17 protein-coding genes are annotated in these 18,345 nt (G+C 50.6%); 12 read left to right on the top strand and 5 right to left on the bottom strand.

Annotated features, from left to right (window positions below; all coding sequences use genetic code 11):
- The first annotated feature begins 148 nt into the window (after window positions 1-148).
- Together OR1_RS20655 and OR1_RS07195 are read left to right on the top strand one after the other, a co-directional pair.
- Complete coding sequence (locus tag OR1_RS20655) at window positions 149-904, top strand: hypothetical protein (protein ID WP_052440310.1); 756 nt, start codon at window positions 149-151, stop codon at window positions 902-904.
- Between the two features lie 502 nt (window positions 905-1,406).
- Window positions 1,407-2,213, top strand: coding sequence for a hypothetical protein (locus tag OR1_RS07195; RefSeq protein WP_041970954.1), 807 nt, complete (start codon window positions 1,407-1,409; stop codon window positions 2,211-2,213).
- 3 nt (window positions 2,214-2,216) lie between these two features.
- Here the strand turns inward: OR1_RS07195 and OR1_RS07190 are convergent, their stop codons facing one another.
- The 3 genes from OR1_RS07190 to htpX all read right to left on the bottom strand — a co-directional run bounded on the left by OR1_RS07190 (window position 2,217) and on the right by htpX (window position 4,370).
- Window positions 2,217-3,119, bottom strand: a complete 903-nt coding sequence (locus tag OR1_RS07190) for a C40 family peptidase (protein WP_041970953.1) — start codon at window positions 3,117-3,119, stop codon at window positions 2,217-2,219.
- The gene (locus OR1_RS07185) at window positions 3,116-3,448 is read right to left on the bottom strand and encodes a DUF3147 family protein (protein ID WP_041970951.1); all 333 of its coding nucleotides are present in this window, start codon (window positions 3,446-3,448) and stop codon (window positions 3,116-3,118) included. Before OR1_RS07185 ends, OR1_RS07190 begins: the two co-directional genes overlap by 4 nt.
- Window positions 3,449-3,521: 73 nt before the next feature.
- The gene (gene htpX, locus OR1_RS07180) at window positions 3,522-4,370 is read right to left on the bottom strand and encodes a zinc metalloprotease HtpX (protein ID WP_041970950.1); all 849 of its coding nucleotides are present in this window, start codon (window positions 4,368-4,370) and stop codon (window positions 3,522-3,524) included.
- Window positions 4,371-4,590: 220 nt separating this feature from the next.
- Here htpX and cls point away from each other — a divergent pair, with 220 nt between their 5' ends.
- Window positions 4,591-6,024 (top strand): cardiolipin synthase, encoded by a 1,434-nt coding sequence (cls, locus tag OR1_RS07175; protein WP_041970949.1) that lies wholly within the window; start codon window positions 4,591-4,593, stop codon window positions 6,022-6,024.
- Between the two features lie 89 nt (window positions 6,025-6,113).
- On the opposite strand, the gene OR1_RS07170 is transcribed toward cls, so the two are convergent.
- A complete protein-coding gene (locus OR1_RS07170) occupies window positions 6,114-6,881 on the bottom strand; it encodes a sugar phosphate isomerase/epimerase (RefSeq protein ID WP_041970947.1) in 768 nt (255 codons plus the stop codon).
- A 36-nt stretch (window positions 6,882-6,917) separates the two neighbouring features.
- Window positions 6,918-7,922, bottom strand: coding sequence for a TrkA family potassium uptake protein (locus OR1_RS07165; protein WP_041970945.1), 1,005 nt, complete (start codon window positions 7,920-7,922; stop codon window positions 6,918-6,920).
- Between the two features lie 165 nt (window positions 7,923-8,087).
- On the opposite strand from OR1_RS07165, the gene OR1_RS07160 reads away from it, so the two are divergent.
- From OR1_RS07160 to cysS, 9 genes are all read left to right on the top strand, one after another.
- Complete coding sequence (locus OR1_RS07160; RefSeq protein WP_041970944.1) at window positions 8,088-8,792, top strand: GntR family transcriptional regulator; 705 nt, start codon at window positions 8,088-8,090, stop codon at window positions 8,790-8,792.
- 212 nt (window positions 8,793-9,004) lie between these two features.
- Window positions 9,005-9,709 (top strand): 2-C-methyl-D-erythritol 4-phosphate cytidylyltransferase, encoded by a 705-nt coding sequence (ispD, locus tag OR1_RS07155; RefSeq protein WP_041970943.1) that lies wholly within the window; start codon window positions 9,005-9,007, stop codon window positions 9,707-9,709.
- Window positions 9,710-9,719: 10 nt separating this feature from the next.
- Window positions 9,720-10,193, top strand: a complete 474-nt coding sequence (gene ispF, locus OR1_RS07150) for a 2-C-methyl-D-erythritol 2,4-cyclodiphosphate synthase (RefSeq protein WP_041971055.1) — start codon at window positions 9,720-9,722, stop codon at window positions 10,191-10,193.
- 17 nt (window positions 10,194-10,210) lie between these two features.
- Window positions 10,211-11,887 (top strand): glutamine--tRNA ligase/YqeY domain fusion protein, encoded by a 1,677-nt coding sequence (locus OR1_RS07145; RefSeq protein WP_041970942.1) that lies wholly within the window; start codon window positions 10,211-10,213, stop codon window positions 11,885-11,887.
- Between the two features lie 49 nt (window positions 11,888-11,936).
- The gene (locus OR1_RS07140; protein ID WP_041970941.1) at window positions 11,937-12,530 is read left to right on the top strand and encodes a chemotaxis protein CheW; all 594 of its coding nucleotides are present in this window, start codon (window positions 11,937-11,939) and stop codon (window positions 12,528-12,530) included.
- Window positions 12,520-14,256: a methyl-accepting chemotaxis protein gene (locus tag OR1_RS07135; RefSeq protein WP_041970938.1), complete on the top strand. Its 1,737-nt coding sequence runs from the start codon at window positions 12,520-12,522 to the stop codon at window positions 14,254-14,256. Before OR1_RS07140 ends, OR1_RS07135 begins: the two co-directional genes overlap by 11 nt.
- Entirely contained in the window at window positions 14,257-16,311 is a 2,055-nt protein-coding gene (locus OR1_RS07130) for a response regulator (RefSeq protein WP_041970937.1), read from the top strand.
- A 68-nt stretch (window positions 16,312-16,379) separates the two neighbouring features.
- Window positions 16,380-16,760: a PleD family two-component system response regulator gene (locus tag OR1_RS07125; protein WP_041971054.1), complete on the top strand. Its 381-nt coding sequence runs from the start codon at window positions 16,380-16,382 to the stop codon at window positions 16,758-16,760.
- 85 nt (window positions 16,761-16,845) lie between these two features.
- On the top strand, window positions 16,846-18,315 hold the full coding sequence (gene cysS / locus OR1_RS07120; RefSeq protein WP_041970936.1) for a cysteine--tRNA ligase: 1,470 nt from the start codon (window positions 16,846-16,848) through the stop codon (window positions 18,313-18,315).
- Window positions 18,316-18,345 lie beyond the last annotated feature (30 nt).

Raw genomic sequence — 18,345 nt, 5'->3', positions numbered from 1 at the left:
GTTAAGAAATTCCCCCACCATTCTTAGTTTATAAGATAAGCTCAAGTGCAGGCGCCAGCTATTGATTATTGGAAATTTTGCGTATGAGAGTATTAAGTTCCGAGTTTGATGGTAAAATAAAACGTAAAATAATTAAAGGAGATCACATATGGCTCATTCCAAAAAAATTATTGTGGCAGTGGCAGGATTAGCCGCGCTCGCATTGTGCATGCAAAGCGTTATCGTCCAGACCGCCGAAGCGCAGGGAGTTGAGAGCCGAAGCCCGGGAGTAAAAGGCCGGGTTGGGATGAGTCAGGACATGCCCGAAAAGCGTCTGAACCTGATGACGAGAAACCTTGGTTTGACAAAAGAGCAACAGAATAAAATCAGGCCGATTCTGGAAGAAGAGGGTGTACAGCTTGACGCTCTGAGAGGAGATGACAATTACACTCGGGAAGAACGGCGCGCTAAATTACAGCAATTGAATGAAGCTACATACGAAAAGATCAAGCCGATCCTTTCAGCCGATCAGCAAAAGAAACACCAGATGGCCAAGCAGGTAATTCAGGAAAATCGCTCCAAACAACGGGATACCAAGGCACGCCCTAAAATGACGGATAATGACCCTGATAGCCGACTTGCCCGAATGACGCAAGACCTTGGCCTTTCCACTGAACAGCAGGCGAAAATTAAACCGATATTACAGGATGAATTTGCCCAGTTGGAGAAGATGCCGGGGAATGACACACTCAATCGGGATCAACGAAGGGAAAAGTTGCGCGAGTTGAACGATGCGACCTTTGAAAAGGTCAAACCGATTTTAACCCCGGAACAACAAAAGAAGTATGAAGATATTAGAATAAAGATATCCGAACGTCGTTCTCTGAAGAAGTCAAAAGTGCCAGCTCAAAGTCCGGCCAAATAAAATATCGAGATTTCATCGTTCCTTGGATAAGAAGGAGGGTTTAACTGCCCTCCTTTTTTTGCACACCGGATCAACCTTCCAAATATGTAAAGATTTAACATCACATGTCGATATGTCTCCTTGACGGTAATCGAAGATATTCTGTCGTTCGCGGTCAGGGGGACTTATGGATAGAGCAAAAGTCATTTATCTTGAGGAATACCGAAGGGCACGGCAATATAGAAGTTTGCTGGAAATGATCGAGGGGCATCTTGCAGAGGCCGGGCTCCTTTGGAACGGTTCCTGCGTGTGCAGCAGCAAGAGTCAGCTCTCAGAAGAGTTTTGGCAACATCAGGGTCTTGAAGAAGGAGCCGGGCATAATGATATGTAAGAACGGATGGGCTGCTTCATTTCGGAGCAAGAAGCTTATGCGGTAAGGATCCGGCCTAGAACTTATTGCTTATGGTTGCAGCTGCGAGAATATTATTAATTATATATGGCTGCGTCCAGGTGAATGGTTAAAATGTCTAGTGAAAAGAAGGGGTCAGAGAGGTTGGACCAAGACGTTGTAAAACGTCTGAATGAAGCCATAACCGCAGGCTCTGACCAGCTTTTTTCCGTTTTGCAGGATCCAGTAGCAGATGTTGTTAAGACAGCCCTTCGAAACCCTCTTCTCCAGGAAGCGCATTTACTGGCATTATTGGGAAGGCGGGACCTTCATGAAGATGTTTTGCGGTCAATCGGCAATACCAAAATTGCCAAGGAAAGCCATGCAGTAAAAATGGCAATCGCCCATCACCCCGCTACCCCGGCATCTCAACTTTCCGAGATATTCCCTCATCTTTACCTGTTCGACCTTGTTACCCTGTGTACATTGCCGGGAATCACCCATGATCAGAAAATAGCGGCAGAAAGGTCAATTATTCAGCGCCTGCCAGTAACCCCGCTTGGTAACAAGATCACTCTTGCCCATAGGGCTACTGCTGCCGTTGTAGAGCAACTCCTGATGGAAGCCGATCCGCGTGTGCTGTCAGCCTGTTTGGATAACCCACGATTGAAGGAAGGAGCGGTATTTAAGTTTCTCAGAAGTTCGGTTTCGACTGCTGAAAGCATTTCACTGATAGCGCGACACCCTCGCTGGAAAAACATGCCGAATCTGAGACTGGCAATACTAACCAATCCAAGGACACCGCTGGTCTGGTTTACTAATTGGCTGCACACTTTCAAGACCTCTGAAGTACGTAATATTTATAACTCTCAGCGGCTTAGCCAGATGCAGAGACGCGAAGTCCTTTCAGAACTCGAACGTAGAGGTGATCGGAGGCGCTAACCTTCATTTGCTCTGCATCGACCCGATATTATGCCATCTTCGGACAAGAAATGTCTTATTGCCAGTCTTTCCGGAGACAATATTATTTGAAGGCTTTCTCCCGCGCATTATTTCCGAGAGCCGGTCCATTAAAGGCCTTATGACTACGCCACTTTTCCGCCCGTCGCAATTAAGCCGGCTCTCTATGATCTCCCCATTGTCCAGGACAATCAAAACATGCCCCGGCCAGACGACCAGGTCCAGCGGTCTGAGTATTTGCGCCAACATCTCTGGCCCGAGTCCGTCAATCTCAACTCCCTTACCATAATGCACCAGCTCGCTCGTGTTGCGGGGAGTTGATCCTCCAGATGCTTCGTAAAGCAGGCCTGAGCAGTCGAGTCCCGCCAACTGGTCCTTGCCCGTTCGGTACTCAGTAGATTTCAGTTGGTAATACTCACGAATCTCCGGAATGCCTGACCTGACGTTGCCTCCCCAGACGTATGGAGTTCCTGCTGCATCACGCAGCTGTTTGATAATCTGTTCTTTTGGCGGCAGTATCGAGCGTCGCGAAGAGGGCCTGACCTCGCTGGTGCGGACGAAACGGTTGTCAATGAACAGTCCTTGCGGGGGTGGCGAGGGGTAATCGATTGTTGTCACCCGGTAGAATGTGAACGCATTGTTAACGATTTGATCCTTGATCTCGAACACTGTTCCTGGGAGAGCTATGAATTCCAGCTCTCTCATTTGGCCGCAACTGTCGGTCTTGATATGATTCCCGGGTACTCCGCCGAAGATAACGGCAAATTCAGGGGAGTTGAGCACCGGGGTGGGGGTTACGGCTACGGCATATCGATATGACGGTTCCTTGGCCGATAAAGCTATCGGGATCAGCAGCAGAAACAATATCTGAGCGAATAATCTCATCATTTTAACAACCACTGGTGCAAGGCGGCGGCAGAAAGCCAGGCCCCGAAAGACAGGGAGAGGGTCAGGTGCAGGGGCATACCTCTTTTCAGCAGCAGCAGGGCAGAACCGAAGAAGAGTGCAGTCGGGATAATCCCCCAAAAGACCCCACAGGTATAGTCTGTCAGGAGATTGTTGTCAGTAGGGTTTTCGGAATGGAGCCACAACAGAACTGCCAGAGTCGTAAGCGGCATTGTCGCTATCAATCCGGCCAGAGAGGGAAATTTCTTGCCCAGTTGAACGCAGCCGAGAATTACCATGTTAGTGAGCAGGAGTTTCAGAACAAATGGCATGTTGTCTCCATTGGTAGCTGGGCAAAAAAATGGCGCAGTAATAAACTCTGCGCCGTGACAAAGGACCTGTTTGTTACCTCTGGCCGTAGACCATCGCTTCAAGCCTTCTCACCCGCTCTTCGATCGGAGGATGGGTTGAAAAGAGCGACATCACTCCTCCGCCTGTTAGCGGATTAACGATGAACATGTGGGCCGACGCCGGATTGGCGTCCATAGGAATCTGCTGGTTAGCCATATGCAGCTTTCTAAGGGCACCGGCCAGGTAAAGCGGGTTGTGGGCGAGCTCGGCGCCGCCGCGGTCAGCTTCATATTCTCTGGAGCGGGAGATCGCCATCTGTATGAGCATTGCTGCTATTGGGGCCAGGATTGCCATCAGGAGCATGCTGAATCCGCCCCCCTCTTCATCTTGATCGCGGCCGCCACCGAAGATGGCAGCCCATTGCGCCATGTTGGCCAGATAGGTGATCGCTCCGGCAATGGTTGCCGCAATGCTCTGGATGAGTATGTCGCGGTGCCTCACATGAGACAGTTCGTGTGCCATCACCCCCATGAGTTCTTCCCGTGTCAAAATCCTCAAGATCCCGGTAGTGGCTGCGACTGCCGCATGTTCCGGGTTGCGACCAGTGGCAAACGCGTTGGGCGTGGGGGAGTCAATGCAATACACCTGCGGCATCGGCATTCCGGCCTGGCTGGAAAGCTGCCTGATCATTCCTACCAGTTCTGGCGCTTCCGTTTCGTCGACCTGGCGCGCGCCGTACATTGCCAAAACTATTTTGTCTGAAAACCAGTAGCTTACAAAATTCATGACTGCAGCCATCACCAAAGCGAAAGCCATGCCATGTCTGCCGCCGATAGCTCCACCAGCAATGACAAGAAGCGTGGTCATCAGGGCCATGAGAAAAGTTGTCCTGAGCGTGTTCATAAATTATATCCCCGCTAAATCAAAGGGTTGTGGCCGTTTCTAGCTTCAAGTCAAGTATAGTCACACCCATGTAAAACATCAAGAGTGGAAGTAATAGGTAATAAAGTCTGCAGGACTGCTTGGATCAGAGATTCTCCGCTTGACAGAACACGGCGCCGAATTAAGCTAAACAGAGAAAAATGCGGGTTGTGAAGGCCGTGCCCGGCCAAATACAGGTGCTATGGATCATCTCTTCTGGACCATTTTGATTGGGGCTGCAACTATACTGTCACTCGTAGGCGGAGGCCACGCGCTTCTGTTCAAGCGTGACCCCCGTTCCGCTTTGGGGTGGATAGTGGTATGCCTGACTCTCCCCTTTGCAGGCCCGGTTTTATACTGGGCGATGGGAGTTAACCGGATCCACAGGAGGGCAAGGCAGTGGTTGGAGAGCGGACGCCGGGTTGCTGGTTGGGACCGATTTGCCAGCACCCCGGAAATCCCCAGGGCATTTTCTCTGCCTGAAAACGCCATCCATCTTAACGAACTGATGATCCTTGCCGACCGGGTTGTTATTGCACCTCTGATTGAAGGGAACCGCCTGACCCCTCTTGTCAATGGCGATGCCGCCTATCCGGAAATGCTGGAGGCAATACGCGGTTCCCAACGGTCAGTCCATATATCAACCTACATTTTCGACGCTGACCGGGTCGGGAGAACTTTTGTTGACGCACTTATTCAAGCCGCTTCAAGGGGAGTGGATGTACGGTTGATTGTGGACAGCCTTGGAGAAAAATATTCCAGACCCCTTGTCCGTGGTTTATTTAAAGGTACCAAGGTCAAGTTGGGACGGTTCCTCCCTCTGAGATACGGAGGTTATGTAAATCTTCGAACCCACCGAAAGATCCTTGTAGTGGACGGGGCCGTAGCATTTACCGGCGGTATGAATATCGGTGGGCGGCACATGGTCGAGATCCCTGAATGCAACTTGCCGGTGGCTGACATGCACTTTATGGTGGAAGGTCCAATCGTGGCATATCTGCAGCGGGTATTTCTCGAAGACTGGTATTTTGTGGCAAAAGAGTTGGTAAGTGCCCCGGATTTTTTCCCGCGTCTTGAAGCAAAGGGTGCAGCTCTGGTTCGGTCGGTAAGCGACGGCCCGGACAAGGAATTCCGTAAACTCCACTGGCTTATCATGGGGGGGGTGTCATGCGCCAGGAAAAGCGTGCGGATCATGACGCCGTATTTCATACCCGACCGGGCGTTGATCTCTTCGCTCGTGACCGCTGCGATGCGGGGGGTAGAAGTAACTCTGGTGTTGCCGGAAATAAATAATCTCCCATTTGTTCATTGGGCAAGCCGAGCCTATTTGTGGGAGATACTTCAGCACGGGGTGAAGGTGTATTACCAGCCCCCCCCTTTCGTTCACACTAAACTGTTTCTGGTAGACGACATCTGGGCACTGATCGGATCGGCAAATCTCGATCCCCGAAGCCTGCGGCTGAATTTTGAGTTGAATCTGGAAGTTTATGATACGGAACTGGCGGCAACACTGGCTTCCCATTTCGCCAATGCCGTATCCATTTCACGGGAAGAGACGCTAGACGCTGTCGACGGACGACCAATGTTTGAAAAAATAAGAGATTGCATTGCTAAGCTGTTCTCCCCGTATCTGTGACCATGGCGCAAAACCACCTTTAACCGGCGGCATTGCCGGGTTCATTCAGTCCAGTTGGTCAACATGCCGGCAAAAACTCAGTTGCGCAGTCATATGTGTTCCTTAAGTCTGGTCATCGCAATTTCAACTTTTTCTCTGTTGTGAGCTTCGACTGTATAAACAGCATCGGGCGCATACTGTTTCATTAGCCTGAAATATAGATCAAAGTCTATGCTGCCGTCGCCGATAGGAAGGTGGTCGTCCCTGCTGCCGTTATTGTCGTGAACATGCACATGGGCAATATAAGTGCCGAGCACTGAGAACCATTCCTCCATAGAAACGTTTTTGAAAAGGTTCCAATGCCCCACATCGAAGCAATGCCTGAAGGAGGGAGAATCCATGGCATCCAGCAGGCCTTTGATGGTAGAAGGTTCGGTTTCGAAGATGTTTTCAATTGCAATGGCCGATCCGATCCGGATTCCTCGCTCCAAGACCGGTCTGAAAGTGTCGAGGCAATGCCCAAGCCACTCCTGCTGGCTATCTCCCTGCCGCCATCGGTCGTAACCCGGATGGAAGACCATTGATACAGGTCTCAGAATCTCGGCAGCATCCATGACCTGGCTGAACCGATGGGCCGTTGCTCTTCGGATCAGCGGCTCCGGCGAGCCGGGGTTAAGATCCATGAATGGCGCATGAATGGTACATAAGATCCCTCCAGCCTGCAGGGCTTTTGCATAACTTGCAAGTTCCTCCATGACAAGGTTATCCAAGGCATCGGCATTAAAAAAGATCTCAGGGTTGATCCGTTTCTCCAGGATGTATTTGATATAGTCCCCGAGATAACGATACGGCAGATGGGCAAATAGGTAATTTGTCATGATTCAGTTCCATTTATGGATGAGATTTGATTCCGGTCAGGAGGGAGAGGCTATTAATAGCTCAAGCTTGTCTATTGCTCCGGGTTCACCGAGGATTATCAGGGTGTCGCTCTCTTCCAGCTTGGTGTGCGAATGAGGATTGAATACCATCTTGCCGTCAGCTTTTTTCACCCCGATGATGATGACGCCGGTTTCTTTACGGAAACCGCAACTGACCAGGGTTTCGCCGGCAAAACGTGATTTCTGGGGAATTTCTATCTCCTCCATCTGCAGGTCAAGGTGTTCCCTTCCGGTTGCAATTTCAATGAAATCGACTACATTCGGGCGCAATATCGCCTGAGCCATTCTGCTGCCGCCAATATGATAGGGCGAAACGACCTTGTTTGCCCCGGCTCGCTTCAGTTTTATTTCCGAACCTTCTTCCCCTGACCGGGCCAGGATGTAAAGATCGGGGTTAAGCCCGCGAGCAGTAAGGGTTATATAGACGTTTTCCGTGTCGGATGTTACCACTGAAATCAGTCCTTTGGCCCTCTTAATGCCGACTCTGAGGAGGGTTTCATCATCTGTAGAGTCGCCATGCAGGTATAAGTACCCTTCATCCTTGATCTTTTCGATGATGTCACCGTTTTTTTCCACGACGACAAAAGGGAGTGGTTTGGCGGCAAATTCCCGGCAGATGAGTGAGCCCATCCTGCCGTAACCACAAATGATATAGTGGCCCGAAAGGGCATCAATCATCTTTTCCACTTTTTTCCTCCCTATGATTCTCTGGAACTGCCCTTCAAACATGATTTGAGCAAGACTGCCGACAATGTATCCCAAAACGCTTACCCCGAAAATTACCAGGGCAATGGTGAATATTTTACCGGAATCGCTCAGCTCATGGACCTCCCTGAAACCTACGGTCCCGAGGGTGATTATTGTCATGTAAAGGGCATCCAGAAAACGCCAGCCTTCTATGGACATATATCCGAGTACGCCGACGGAAACAAGAACCGCCAATACTGAAAATGAAATTTTCAGGTGTCTTACCGGGTCCATTAGCTGCTCCTTGCGGCAAAGCTTACTATCGCATCCAAGAAAATGCAAGCCGCAGAGATGAAAGCGAAAAACGGTGAACCGCCTTTGTTGTCAGGAAAACAGAGCTCTTGACTTTTTATGTATACTGTATACAATTTGCGAAATTTCTTTCCGGAGAAAATGATCATGAAAAAAAATCTTGAAAAACACCTGACTCTGCGGGAAAGAATCCTTGAGACGATACGTGATGCCATCATCAAAGGTTCTCTGAAGCCGGGCGAAAAGGTTGCGGAACCTGAACTCGCAGATCGTTTCGGGATAAGCCGTACGCCTATCCGTGAGGCATTCCGTCAGCTGGAATCAGAGGGATATCTAAAGGTCATTCCGAGAAAAGGCGCTGTTGTGGCGGCTTTTTCCCAGAAGGATGTAGAAGAGTTTTATGCAATAAAGAGTATTCTGGAGGGTTATGCGGCGAAACGCGCCTGTGAGAATATCTCCACTAAGGAAATTGAAAAGCTGGAAACGATAAATACCAAACTGTCGCTGCTTGCCGAAGGGAGCGATGTAAAACAGTTCTTTAAGGTGCATAACGATTTTCATGACCTGTTTATCAAGGCCGCAAACAATGAAAAGCTGTATGATATGATCAACAGCCTGGTCGACAAGTTTCAGCGGTTACGGCTTGCCTCTTTGAGCATTCCCGGGAGGATGAAGATCTCTGTGGAGGAACATGAAAAGATCATCGAGGCTTTCCGGAAGAAAAACCCTGCGGCTGCAGAAAAACTTGTCAGAAAGAATGCGGAATATGGCGGAAGAGTTCTGATGGGAGCGGATTCTTCTCCCGGTATGAAGCCTTCGGACCGCTCGGCAATGCTGCATATGGATCTATAGGCCATTATTCTTCCGGGCAATCCGAGTTTATTAGTGCATCGCTCCAGGTAACGCTTTACCCCGGGGCAGTAATAACTTATTCTTCACAACTCCTCTTTTCACAAGCGCTTTCATATAAATGCCCGGCGGAGTAATCCTCAATTTTAGCTGGCCATTTCAAATCTGCATCCGTATAATTAGCCACTTTTTTTATTGATCATTATGGGTCCGACATGAAAGTAATCGCTCTAATCCCCGCCGCCGGGATGGGGAAAAGGATGGGTGCCGGCATCAACAAGCAGTACCTGTTTCTGTCCGGGGTGCCGATTGTTGCCCGCACGATAGCTGTCTTTGAAGCCTCTCCGCTTGTTGACGAGATATATGTCATTACCCCTGCGGCAGAGATACCGTTTTGCCAAGAGCAGATAGTGACTGCGCACCGGTTTGCCAAAGTCAGAACCATAGTGCCTGGTGGAGCGGAGCGCCAACATTCGGTGTTGAACGGGCTGCGGGCCGTGACAGATGCCTCTGAAGATGACGTGGTCCTGATTCATGATGGTGTTCGTCCTTTCATCACGCCGGATATCATCGAGAAAGCCATTGAAACGGCACAGTCATCCGATGGCGCTCTGGTGGCTGTTCCTGCTAAAGACACCATCAAGGTGGTGGAAAACTCTCTGATCCGCGAAACTCCACCGCGCGAGACGATCTGGCAGGCGCAGACCCCACAGGCTTTCCGGTATGGCATCATTCGCACTGCCCATGAAAAGGCCGAAGAAGAACAGTTTCTCGGCACAGACGATTCTTCTCTGGTTGAGAGGCTTGGCGGAAAGGTGAGAGTTGTCATGGGCGACTACCGCAACATAAAGATTACCACCCCCGAGGATCTGGTTCTGGCAGAGGCCTTTCTGAGTGCCGGGGGTAGGGATCGGGAATAAAGGGATGGCAATGCGAATAGGTCATGGTTACGACGTTCATCGCCTGGTCGAAGGGCGGAAGCTGATAATAGGAGGAGTTGATATCCCCTGGGAAAAGGGGCTGCTCGGGCATTCGGATGCCGATGTCCTTCTGCACGCCATATCTGATGCTATTCTCGGTGCTATTGCCGAAGGGGACATCGGTAAACATTTCCCCGATACCGATCCGCGCTACAAAGGTGCCGACAGCCTCAAGCTTCTTGAGCATGTCGGGAAACTTGCCGAGGCCAAAGGGTATCAGCTGGGCAACGTTGACGCGACGATTGTGGCCCAGAGTCCGAAGATGGCCCCCCACATCCAGTTAATGCGGGAAAACATTGCCCGGGCGCTCAATAGTGTTGTCGACCAGGTGAACGTTAAGGCTACTACCACCGAAGAACTCGGTTTTTGCGGCCGCGGCGAAGGGATCGCTTCTTACGCCGTGGCGTTGATGCTTAAAAAATAGGACCAACGAGGGAATAGATGTCAGATTCAGCCGACAAAACGAACATACCAGCAAACTTTCTCCGCACCATTGTCTCCGACGACCTGGCTAGCGGCAAGCACCGGGCAATTGTCACTCGTTTTCCGCCGGAGCCGAACGGCTATCTCCATATCGGCCATGCCAAATCAATTTGTCTGAACTTTGGACTTGCCCGCGATTTTGGCGGCAGGTGTCATCTAAGATTCGATGACACAAATCCGGCCAAAGAGGATGTCGAGTACACTGAATCGATCAAGGAGAGTGTCCATTGGCTCGGTTTTGATTGGGGCGATCACCTTTATTATGCGTCAAATTATTTTGATCAACTTTATGAATGGGCTGAGTTTCTCATAAAGGGAGGCAAGGCGTATGTTGACGATCAGGCAGCGGAAGAGATCCGGGCAAACCGGGGTTCCCTGACTGAACCTGGTAAGGAAAGCCCTTACCGGAGCCGCTCAGCCGAAGAAAACCTGGATCTTTTCCGTCGAATGAGGGGTGGTGAATTCCCTGATGGCGCAAAAGTATTGCGTGCCAGGATTGACATGGCATCTCCGAATATTAACCTTCGGGATCCGGTGATTTACAGGATTATCCACGCATCTCATCCGCACACCGGCGATAAATGGTGCATTTACCCGATGTACGATTTTGCCCATGGACAGAGCGATGCCATAGAAGGGATAACCCACTCTATCTGTACCCTTGAGTTCGAGGATCATAAGCCTCTCTATGAATGGTTTCTCGAAAATCTTCCGGTGCCGGCAAAGCCGCGACAGTATGAATTCGCCCGTCTCAACCTGTCATACACCGTGATGAGCAAGCGCAAGCTGCTGCAACTGGTGCAGGATCGGGATGTTTCCGGTTGGGATGACCCGAGGATGCCCACTCTGGTGGGACTAAGAAGGAGGGGATACACGCCTGAGTCGATCCGGTCCTTTTGTGACACAATAGGGGTCGGGCGCAGTGACTCGTGGATTGACATGAGCATCCTTGAGGAGTCGGTACGGGCAGACCTGAACGAACGCGCCCCCCGTGCCATGGCTGTTCTCAGGCCATTGAAGCTCGTCATCGAGAATTATGCCGAAGGGGTTGTCGAATCATTTACAGTTGCCAACCATCCGCAAAAGCCTGAGCTGGGAAGTCGTCAGGTGCCGTTCAGCCGCGAACTCTGGATTGAAAACGACGATTTCATGGAAGAGCCGGTCAAAGGTTTCAAGCGGCTTTCTCCCGGTATGGAGGTTCGGCTGCGCAACGCATATATTATCAAATGCATTGGTGCGGTTAAGGATGACAAGGGTGAAATCCGGGAGATCCGCTGCACCTATGATCCGGAAACCAAGAGCGGCATGCCCGGGTCAGAAAGGAAAGTCAAAGGGGTAATCCACTGGGTGTCGGCGTCTCATGCACTTAGCGCCGAGGTCCGTCTTTATGACCGGCTCTTTTCTGTTCCGAGCCCAGCCGGAGATGATTGGAAAGCGCTTATAAATCTGGCAGCTATAGAAATTCTTCCCGACTGCAAACTGGAGCAATCCCTTGGTGATGCGGCGCCTGAGGAGCGCTTTCAGTTCGAGCGTAATGGCTATTTCTGTGCGGACCGGCATGATTCCATGCCCGGCAAACCGGTTTTCAACCGGACGGTGACTCTACGTGATTCCTGGTTGAAATCGCCAAGTTGAAATAATGTGGTATACTCCCACCTGAATTAATGAGAGCAGGTGAGGCGGCATGGCGGATGACAAGTTCCCATCCAGCATTGTATCCATTCTGGATGGGATGCGGGATGAATACTGGCAGGAATTGACAGAATCGGCAGCAACTCCGCAGGAGTTGCTGGAATGCGTACTGTTCAGGCTGGGGAACGAACTGTTCGCGTTTGAAACCCCCTTTGCTTCTGAAGTAATCCGGATGCCCAAGCTGGTAAAGGTTCCCAGGTTAACCGGGGTCTTTGCCGGTGTTTTTAACCTGCACGGGGAAATAACCCTTGCGATAGATATCTGCCCCTTATTAGGACTCCCTCCATCTCTGCCGGGAAAATCATCGCGGCTCCTTATCGTCAAGTCACCTCTCTTCAAAACCGGGATCTTAACCGATGCCGTGCTCGAAGTTACAGACCTCTCTTTTAGTAGTTTTTCTCCTTCCTGTAATAATGACGGCAACTTGCCGGCACCGTTCATAAGAGGGGAGTTTCAGGCCAATTCCGTCACAATAAAACTCCTCGATATCTCCTGCTTGCTCAATTCTCCGGAAATCATAATAAATCAGACCTCTCTTTTTGGCGAGGAACTCATCTCGGAAATTGGAACTGAACATGACTCGTAAACTCTCGGTTAAGATTTCTTTCATATTGATTGTCGTCATGATAATCATCATGTCTCTTTTTACGGTCTATTTCGTAAAGGCGCGTACCATTAACATGGAGGCTGAACTGCTGGAGAAGGGGAGAATCGAGGCTCTCACCGGCGCCAGGGTTATGGCCCATATCATCGAGCAGGCAGTAGCCAACGGTAATTTCACTATCGCCGAGATGTTCGACGAAAATTACGTCGCGATCCCCGGCACAGACCCGCAGAAGTTCCATACCCGATATGATAAATATCTGGACAGCGCTATCCGCGATATTGAGGACGAATTCCTCAAAGACGAGCAGGTGGTCTTTGCGGTCCTGGTCGACAGAAATGGCTATCTTCCGACCCATAACAGCAAATATTCGCTCCCTTTGACCGGAGACCGGGAAAAGGACAAGGTCGGTAACCGGACCAAGCGCCTGTTTAATGACCCGGTCGGGCTCGCAGCGGCAAAAAACCGTGAACCGCTTCTCAAACAGGTCTATAACCGTGATACGGGGGAGCGGATGTGGGACATCTCAGCACCTGTTTATGTCCACGGCAAACATTGGGGAGGGTTCCGAATCGGCTACTCCATGGTCAAGACAGAGAAGAAGATTGCGGCATTACGGTTCCAGATCATAATTGCCATGATGATCATGCTTCTGGTCGCCAGCGTCACTATCTATATCGTACTGAACCGGATGGTCAGGCCGCTTCTGGCCTTGACCAGAGCTGCGCGCCGGATATCGGAAGGGGAACTTGAAGAAGAGGTATTGATCCAGAGCAACGATGAGATCGGCACTCTTGCCGAGGCATTCAACACTATGACAACCGTAATAGTCAAAAACCTCAAAGAGGAGATTGAGAAAAGCTCGCGGCTGATCGATTCTATCCGTGAAGCAATTGGACAGCTTTCGGTGTCTTCATCTCATCTGCAGGACATTTCTGCCAAGCAATCTGCCGGGGCAACCGCCCAGTCGCTTACCGTCGAGGAGGTTTCCGAAGCTGCCCAGAATATTGCCACGACAGCCAAGCAGATCATGGATACCGCCCTTGACGTCCAGATCATTGCCGATAACAACAATGAGAGCTGTACCAACGGCACCGTACATGTCAGCAATGCCATAGACGGCATGGGGCGGCTGAAGGGGCAGGTTCAGGGGATTGCCGAAAGTATGCTTTGCCTGGGGGAAAACAGCCAGAAGATCGGGGGGATTATCGAGATCATTGACGAGATCAGCGATCAAACCAACCTTCTTGCCTTGAACGCTGCCATTGAGGCTGCCGGAGCCGGAGAGGCCGGGAAGCGTTTTGCCATTGTCGCCAAGGAATTCAAGCGGCTTGCCGCCAGAACAGTTGAGGCGACCATGCAGATACGGGAACTGATCGAGGAGATCCAGAAGTCGACAAATTCAACCATTATGGTAACCGAGGAGGGTATCAAAGGGGTTGACAATGCCAGCAGCCTTGTGGACAAGGTACAAATGGCATTTTTCACGATAATATCGATGGTTGAAGAAACTTCGCGGGCCGCTAAGGAAATCGCACAGGCAACCCAGAACCAGACAGCCTCATGCGAAATGATGGCCTCAGCCATGAATCAGGTCAAGGATGTGGCCAAAGAGGTGGAGATGAACGCCATGGTTACCGAATGCTCCATTGCGGAAATAATGGCTTCTGCCGACAAGCTCAAGAATCAGATTGAACAAGAATCCTAGATGAGCAAGAAGTACTTCGACATCTTTGTCCGCGAATCACAGGACAATCTGAAATCTCTCCAAGAGGGTCTGCTGCTTCTGGAGAGAGAGCCTGACAACACCGAGCTTGTCCGACATCTTCTCCGTAACGCCCACACTATAAAAGGTTCTGCCAGGATGCTCGGTTTTGAAGGGATCAGCTCCATTGCCCACGCGATGGAGGACTATCTCAAGGAGATCGAGTCAGGCGAAAAAGCGGTTGACGATTCAGTTACAAATCGCCTGCTTCAGGGATGTGATGCTATCGCCGGGTTGACCTCGGCATTAATAACGGACGCAACTCCGCCAATTGATGTTGAACAGTTTCTCGCCGGATTCAAGGATGAAGAATTTGTTGCCGCCATCCTGCCGCAACAGTCAGATGGGGCGATGGACCGCCATACCGTGAAAGTCAAGGTCGAAACCCTTGACCGGTTGATAAATCTGGCCGGAGAACTGTTTATTTGCCGCCAAAGGCTTGAGGACAGGCTTGCCTCTGTGAAAGCCGTTGCTCGTGAAGCCGAGAATCCGTCTTTGAAATCCGGCCTCAAAATCATTGAGCGCGAGCTTGAGGATGATCTGCAACAACTGCAAAGTTTGGTGCAGCTCTCGCACAGCGAAGCACTCGCTCTTCGGATGCTGCCCCTAAACAGCATTACCGATGATTTCAAACGAAGTATCCGGGATCTTTCCCGATCTGTCGGCAAGGATGTGAAGCTTGAGGTTCGAGGGGGGCAGATTGAGGTTGACCGCGGGGTTTTGGATGCGCTTAAACCGGCGCTGGTCCATATCATCAATAATGCCGTTGTTCACGGCATAGAAATCCCGGAACAGAGGCAGTCAGCCGGCAAGCCGGCACACGGGACGATTCGCATCACTGCATCCCACAAGGGCGATCATGCCAGGATCACCATAAGAGACGACGGAAGGGGCATGAATGCCGATTTGATCAAACGCAAAGCCATAGATCTAGGGGTTTTGGATGCTGATTCAGCCAAGGGTGTCGACGATAACGATGCCCTGTACTTTACACTGCGGCACGGTTTTTCCACGACCGATGCCGTGACGGACCTGGCCGGCCGGGGAGTCGGGCTGGATGTCGTCAGTTCAATCCTTGAAAAGATGAAGGGTGATATTACCCTGGCAAGCGAACCGAACCGTTTCTTTGAAATCTCGGTGCAGTTCCCCTTGACCCTCTCCCTTGTCCAGTCCTTGATCGTTAACTGCTCTGGAGAACTGTTCGCCATGCCGATCGCTTCTGTTGTCGAGGTCGTAAAGATTAGAGAATGCGATATCTGCGGGGAACAGGGGGATGCCGGCATTTACCTGCATGGCGTTTTCGTCCGGCTATTATCCTTGTCGGCTCTGCTCGGACTTCCGGCTTCGCAGATTCATTCCGGGGATGTAAAGCTTCAGGCGATCGTTTTGGGACTAAAGGGCGAGAAGATTGCCTTTTCGGTAGATTCCATACTCAGGGATGAAGAGGTAGTAATTAAAGGCTTCGGACGACAACTTGTCCGTGCGGATTTTATCCAGGGTGCCACTGTGCTTGGCAATGGTGATCCCGTATTTATCCTTAATGTGCATGACCTGTTTGCTGTGGCTTCAGGCAGGGGGGCAACGACATTTGGACAGTTTTCCCTGCCCGCCAGATTGTCACAAACAAAAGGTTCGATCCTGGTGGTCGACGATTCCATTACCTCGCGCACAATCGAGCAGAGCATCCTTTCGGCAAACGGATATCGCGTCGAAACGGCTGATTCAGGAGAAAGCGCATTATTGAAACTCGCCTCAGGCAGTTTCGACCTGATGATTTCAGATATCGAAATGCCGGGGATCAGTGGTTTGGAGCTGGTAAAGAAGGTGCTTTCCATGCCTGAACACCGTCAGTTGCCCGTTGTCATGGTATCTTCACTGAGCAGCAGCGAAGACCGGAATCTCGTCTTTGAGGCCGGTGCCAAGGCATATATGACGAAAGGGGATTTTGACCAGGGGCTGTTGCTCTCGCTGGTAGAAGAGCTTATTAACTCGGGGTAATCCCCTCATTTTGTTGCTTTACTTTTACCGGCTGATTATCCGGAATTCTTCTGGAAATGGGGGATGTGATGACGACAAGAAAGATACTGATCATTGATGACAGCGAATTGGTGCTTGAGATGGCACGCGATCCGCTGGAGGCGGCAGGTTTCACCGTTTTTACCGCAACTAACGGCATGGAGGCGAATAAGATCATTTTCTCCCAGAACAAGCCGGACCTTATTGTAATTGATGTTATGATGCCGATGCTTGACGGTACTGAGAAGGCTAAATTGTTGAAGGAGTGGGATTTCAGCCGTAATATTCCGATTCTGCTCATGTCATCCAAGCCTGAGGATGAATTGCAGCGGCTTGTTGTAGAATCCAAGGTTAACGGCTACATTCATAAACCGTTTACCCCGACAGGAATCGTGGCCGAGGTGGAAAAGGTCCTAGTTTTCTCCTCCTGACCGCCTTTCACTGGAGAAAGGAATTGTCTTCACATGACTTTCCTGATGTGGTAGGAAAAGGGGAATCTTATTTTCGGGGTATTTCATGACACTTCGTATCTATAATACAATGACCGGTGGCAAGGAGGAGTTTGTCCCCCTTGAGCCCGGAAAAGTAAAGATGTATGTCTGCGGGGTCACGGTTTACGATTACTGCCATATCGGACATGCCAGGGCCTATGTCGCGTTTGACATGATTTATCGGTATCTAAAGTACAGTGGTTTTGACGTGACTTATGTCCGGAATTATACCGACATAGATGACAAGATCATAAAGAGGGCAAACGAGCAGGGCATCCCGTGGCATGAAGTGGCGGAGCGTTTCATCGTTGAGTTCAACAAGGACATGACCGCCCTCGGCATTCAGATCCCTACCCATGAGCCGAAAGCCACCGGGCATATTCCTGAAATCATCGCGATCGTGCAAAGCCTGGTCGAAAAGGGGTTTGCTTATGAGGTTAACGGTGATGTCTATTTCCGGGTGGCCAAATTTCCTGCATATTTAAAGCTCTCCAAGCGCAACCTGGATGATATGCAGGCAGGAGCCCGTGTCGATGTTGATGAGCGGAAAGAAAATCCGATGGACTTTGCCCTCTGGAAAGCGTCAAAGCCCGGTGAGCCTGCGTGGGAATCTCCGTGGGGGGGCGGCCGGCCCGGATGGCATATCGAATGCTCTGCAATGAGCATGAAATATCTTGGCGAGACCTTTGATATCCATGGTGGCGGCAAGGATCTTGTTTTCCCCCATCACGAAAACGAGATTGCCCAGTCCGAGGCTGCCAACGGCAAACAATTCGTCAGATACTGGATGCATAATGGCTTTGTAAACATCAATGCCGAAAAGATGAGTAAATCATTGGGTAACTTCTTTACCATCAAGGAAGTGCTTTCCCGCTATGATGCCGAGGTGCTCAGGTTTTTTCTCCTGTCTGCACACTACAGGTCGCCAATTGATTTTTCCGATCAGAACCTCAGTGAGGCAGAATCTGGTCTGGAGCGAATCTACAAGGCCCTGGCCGGTATTGATGGCGCGATTTCAGCCAACTGTGTCGATGAGCATTCCTCTATTGTTGAAGCGGAAACCGAGCTGACGGAAAAGGTCTCTACGTTTAGCGGCCGCTTTCGGGATGCAATGGACGATGATTTCAATACTGCCCTGGCCATTGGAACTGTTTTTGAGCTTGTGCGCTCAGTTAACCGGTTTCTTGCCGAGGTGCGCCCGGTTTCAGCAAGCCGGCAGGAACTCCTCAGGATGGCCCGCAAGCATATCTCGGATGTCGGCAATGTGCTGGGCATATTCTCTTCCGCGCCCGAGGACTACATTCTGAGAATAAAAGGGCGGAAGGTGGAAGGCCTTGCCATTGCTGAGGAAGAGATCGAAAAGATGATTGAAGAGCGGGCATTGGCAAGAAAGTCTAAAGACTTCGCCCGGAGTGATGAAATCAGGGATCTTCTGTTGGGAAAAGGGATAGAACTTCTCGATGGACCGAAAGGCACAACCTGGCGTGTAAAGTAAATAAGAAAGGCCTCTGTGCGAGGCCTTTAT

Origin of the sequence: Geobacter sp. OR-1, assembly GCF_000813145.1 — a bacterium.
Lineage (GTDB): Bacteria > Desulfobacterota > Desulfuromonadia > Geobacterales > DSM-12255 > Geoanaerobacter.
This window is presented reverse-complemented; position numbering and strand designations above follow the sequence as displayed.